The sequence below is a fragment of the bacterium genome (genome assembly GCA_024226335.1).
In the GTDB taxonomy this organism is placed as follows: Bacteria; Myxococcota_A; UBA9160; order SZUA-336; family SZUA-336; genus JAAELY01.
Genome location: JAAELY010000182.1, coordinates 1 through 3,858 on the forward strand (window position 1 = coordinate 1; position 3,858 = coordinate 3,858).

General features: G+C 61.7%; 4 protein-coding genes. 2 read left to right on the forward strand and 2 right to left on the reverse strand.

Translation table 11 applies throughout. From position 1 onward, the window contains the following. Both GY725_09020 and GY725_09025 read left to right on the forward strand, forming a co-directional pair. Positions 1-169, forward strand: a 169-nt coding sequence (locus tag GY725_09020; protein ID MCP4004323.1) for an ABC transporter ATP-binding protein, incomplete at its 5' end; no start/stop codon positions are given. 3 nt (positions 170-172) lie between these two features. Beyond that, a complete protein-coding gene (locus GY725_09025; GenBank protein MCP4004324.1) occupies positions 173-1,072 on the forward strand; it encodes a hypothetical protein in 900 nt (299 codons plus the stop codon). 22 nt (positions 1,073-1,094) lie between these two features. Here GY725_09025 and GY725_09030 read toward each other — a convergent pair whose 3' ends face one another. Continuing rightward, positions 1,095-2,366 (reverse strand): glycosyltransferase family 4 protein, encoded by a 1,272-nt coding sequence (locus tag GY725_09030; GenBank protein ID MCP4004325.1) that lies wholly within the window; start codon positions 2,364-2,366, stop codon positions 1,095-1,097. Further along, positions 2,363-3,427, reverse strand: coding sequence for a glycosyltransferase family 2 protein (locus tag GY725_09035; protein ID MCP4004326.1), 1,065 nt, complete (start codon positions 3,425-3,427; stop codon positions 2,363-2,365). Before GY725_09035 ends, GY725_09030 begins: the two co-directional genes overlap by 4 nt. Positions 3,428-3,858 lie beyond the last annotated feature (431 nt).

Consider the following 3,858-nt stretch of genomic DNA (forward strand, 5'->3'; position numbering starts at 1 on the left):
AAACGTCGATTCCGAGACCGCAGAGATGTTGCTCGACATCATGGAGAAGCTGAACCGAGATCGCGGCGAGACCTTCATCTTCTCGACCCACGATCCCCAGGTAGTCGACCGCGCCAGAAGAGTGGTCCGGATCGTCGATGGGAAGGTCGCTTCGGACGAGGTGCGATAGATCTTGCCGGCGCGCTGTCCCGACTTCTTTCTCATCGGAGCGATGAAATCCGGTACGACGAGTCTTCAGGAGTATCTGCAGAGGCATCCGCAGATCTTCATGTGTACCCCGAAGGAGCCGCAGTTCTTCAGTCGCGATGCAGTGTTCGCCCGGGGGATCGACTGGTATCGCGCCCTGTTTGCCGAAGCGAAGAAGGGCCAACTCTGTGGCGAAGCTTCGACTTGTTATGCGCGACATCCGCACTTTGGGGATGTTGCGGGTCGGATCAAGGCGCACGTCCCGGATGCGCGTTTCCTGTTCATCATGCGCCACCCTGTGGAGCGCGCCTACGCGCACTACCGGCATCTGATGGAGGAACGCGGAGTCACAGGCCAGGCGCTGCTCTCTTTCGAGGAGGCGCTGGAGAGGATTCCGGAAATCATCGATACGAGTCTGTATCGCAGGCAGATCGGTGCGTTTCATGTCCAGTTTTCAGCCGAGAGGTTTCATTTTCTGACCCTGGACGAACTCCGGGCGCAGCCGATTCCCACACTCGCGGCCATTCAGCGCTTTCTAGGCGTTCCTGTTCTCGACCTGAGCGCCGGGGGCTCGATTGAATCGAATCGATCCGGCACGGCCCTGGCTGTGCGCCAGAGCCGCGATCTCGTGGGGCGCATGCGCCGTTCGCCGCTGCTCTCCAGATGGATCGATCTGCTTCCCGCGCGAGTCAGGCAGAGAGCCCGAGCCTGGCTGACCTCGCCGAAGATCGCCGAAGTCATCGCCGGAAGATCCGCTCGCCAAAGCGTCGAAGGGATCTCCGAAATGACACCGGAGGTTCGCGCCCGATTGGTCGAGCGCTTCGTCGAACCCAATCGCGAGCTGGCGGAGTTTCTCGGGCGCAGCCTGCCCGACTGGTCGGAGTAACCGGACTGGTCGGAGTGACCGATCAGCGGGTTTTCAGGCCCGCCTCTGACTCGTCTACCGGAGCGGGGCGGATCGGGCAGTCCTCGTCCCGTGGATCTTCGGAGATCAAGCGAGCCAGCCACTCCGCTTCCCTGTGCAGGTCGAACTCCCGCTCGACCTTGGTTCGTCCGGCCGCCGCAAGCCGCGTTCGCAACTCGGGCTGGACGATCAGTTCGCGCAGGTGCGAGACCAGCGCCTCGACATCCCCCGGCGCTGCGAGAAGTCCCGACTTGCCATCCTCGATCAGTTCAGGGATGCCCGCGACGCGTGTTGCAAGGCACGGAACACCGGCTGCCATCGCTTCCATCAGTACGACCGGAACGCCCTCTGCGAAGCTGGCCATCACGAAGATCTCGGCCTCCTTCAGCAGTTCTCCTACTTCTTCCTCTGAACGGTAGCCGAGCAGACGGATTCGCTCTGAGAAGCCCCGGTCGGCAATGAGTTGCTCGATCTCTGCACGGGAGGGACCGTCACCGACGATGTCGAGAGAGATTTCGGGGTGTTCAGCGGCGAGCCTGGAGAAAGCCTCGATCAAGACGCTCAATCCCTTGATCGGAGCCAGTCGGCCGACGAACAACAGGCGGGTCGCGATTCCAACGTGTGTTCGCGCGACGAAGTCGTCCAGGTCGATGCCACAGTGAACGATGTGCAGGTGGTCCCAGCTCGAAGGAGCGCAGTGCGCCATCGTCTGGCTGCGGCAGAAGTGACTTATGCAGGCGACGAACCGGGCGCGCTCGGCCTTCGCGTCGATCCGCCAGAGCTTCGGTTCGAAGAATATTCCGGGACCGTGGATTGTGAAGCTGAAACGACTGCCCGAGATCTCCGCGGCGAGCATCGCCACCGTGCAACTCGAATCGGCGAACTGGTTGTGGATATGGGTCAGGCCGCGGATTTCCAATTGTCTTGCAATTACACAAGCTTCTGCCAGATAGAAGAGCTGATAGGCGAGGGCTCGAAGGCCGGGTGCGGCGGTCGATAGGGCCAGGCGCATCGCCTTCCAGAATCTCGAAGGCGATTTCCAGAGGATCCCGAGGACATCCGAAACGATGCTGCCGGGCGATTGCTCGAGTACGAAGAAGGTGCGCTCGAGTTCCGCTTGTTGGTCGCGGCCCAGCTTCAGGTTTCCGGCAGCTCTTCGGATGGAGAAAGTTTCGATCTCGAGGCCGCGCTTGCGCAAGGCCATGACTTCACGCGAGATGAACGTATCGGTACCGCGCGGATACTCACCCGTCAGGTAGGCGATTCGCTGACTCACCGTTGATCTCCATCCTGGTTGGCGTTTCCGGCGTCGGATCTGAAATGCACCCCGTCGTGCAGCGCCGTCTTCCTCTTTCGCCTGAGATGGCCCATCAGGTGCGGCCACTTCGCGAGCATCGTGTAAAACCCGTACCTCAGGGCAGATCGGTGGCTGATCGAGTCCTTTGCGTGGCTGAGTCGCACCGCTACGCGCAGAACCTGGGCCGGCCAGATCGCCAATCCGGGCAGGGCAACGAGGAATCCCATCGTCGCTCCGGAGGCGAGGCTGACGAGACTGAAAACTGAAATGACGGCCAGCGGCAATCCGATGCCCCAGATCCGTGCACTGCGGACTGCATCCGTGTACGGAGCGTCCGCAGCGAACCCGAAGCGGCGTGCGAGGTCGAGGTGTCCGTAGCCATTACGCACTTCTCGTCGCCACCACTGGCTGAAGCGCGTCAGTGCCGCATCGTGCCAGGCCATGAAGCGATCGCATCGGACGATACTCCAGCCGCTCCGTCTCAGGCGCCAGCACAGATCGGGTTCTTCTCCGACGGCGATCGTTTCATTGAAGCGGCCCGCATCGGAAAACGCCTGTGCGCGAACCATGAAGATGCCGCCACAAGCATCGATCTCTCCGATCGCTCCGTCCCACTCGATGTCGCAGAGTCGATTGTAGACGGACCGGTCGGGTTCTCGTTCGCGCAAGCGTCCGCATACGATCGCGACGCCTTCGTGTTCTTCCAGGTAGGATGTGGCGCGCTTGAGCCAATGTTCGTCGAGTTCGCAGTCGCCGTCCACGAACTGGACCCAGCTGATCCCGGGGCGTCTTTCGCACAGCCTGTCGAAGCCCGCGTTGCGAGCGCGCGCAGCGCAAAAAGGCCTGGACATATCGAGTTCGACGACCTGAACTCCGGCCTCGCGAGCGCGTTCCAGACTGCCGTCACTGGAACCGGAGTCCACATAGACCACGGTTGCGTCGCACTTCTGTAGCGACCGCAGGCAGCGCTCCAGTCGGGCACCTTCGTCACGCCCGATGACGACGACGCCCGGCGCATCGCTCTTGCTTGTCTCGCTCATCTGAGGTCCGAGGGATCCGGGCCGCAGCGCAAGACACCTGAGCGAATCCGGGCGTCTGGTTTGAGCTGCATGAAGCCTTCCGTCCGCGAGGTGGTAACGACGTCTGCTGGCAACGGATGGCCCCAGTCGTCGCAATCCCCGCCTGCTATGTCCTGGTGCGGGATCGGAATCGAGTCATCTCCTGAATCGCCGTTTTTCGGCCCGACCTGAAACCCCTGAGTGTCGGTTTCGGCACGGGGGCTGGCTCCCGACACTAGCAGGCAAATGGCTGCGGATCCTGCTCACTCCGCGACATGGCGGATGTGTCACTCCATGTGCGCGGTGTGATTGAAATTCAGGATTCGGGGTGGTTCCCCGAACTCGATTTCGGTCACGCCGCAGTTGCTTGCGTGGTATTCGCGCCAGTCTTCTGGTTTGCCAAGGATCTGAGC